The organism is Limimaricola cinnabarinus LL-001, from assembly GCF_000466965.1.
Classification (GTDB): domain Bacteria; phylum Pseudomonadota; class Alphaproteobacteria; order Rhodobacterales; family Rhodobacteraceae; genus Limimaricola; species Limimaricola cinnabarinus.
Genome location: NZ_BATB01000185.1, coordinates 1 through 540, shown reverse-complemented (window position 1 = coordinate 540; position 540 = coordinate 1). Strand labels below are relative to the sequence as shown.

General features: G+C 71.1%; 1 pseudogene. It reads right to left on the bottom strand.

Features of this window, described 5'->3' with window-relative positions:
• Positions 1-540, bottom strand: a pseudogene (locus tag MBELCI_RS19030) (ASKHA domain-containing protein); the annotation flags it as partial.

Below are 540 nucleotides of genomic sequence, written 5' to 3'. Positions count from 1 at the left end.
GCGACGAAATGCTCCTGAAACGCGGCTCGATCGCGGTCTCGACCTTGGTGATCCGGCGCACCAGCGCCTCGGCCTCGCGGCGGGCCGCGACCGAGCACAGGGCGATCCGCGCCCCGGTCCCGGCGGCATTGCCGGCGCTGGTGACCTTCTCGACCGGCACGTCGGGGATCATGCCCAGCACGAGGGCGTGCATGGGGCTGATATGCGCGCCGAAGCGCCCGCAAGCACGACCCGGTCCACGGCCTCGACCTCACGCTCGTCCATCAGCAGCCGCGCGCCCGCGTAAAGCGCCGATTTGGCAAGCTGGATCGCGCGGATGTCGCCTTGGGTCACAGTGACGCGCGGGCCGCCCGCCTCCGATCCGTCATGGATCAGATAGGCATGGGTGCGGCCTTCGGCGATCAGGCGCTCGCTGCCGGTCTGTGCGGCCGATCCGATCAGCCCCTTGGCGTCGACCAGCCCGGCGATGCGCATCTCGGCCACCGCCTCGATGATGCCCGAGCCGCAGATGCCGGTGACGCGCCCGGACCGACCTCGTCC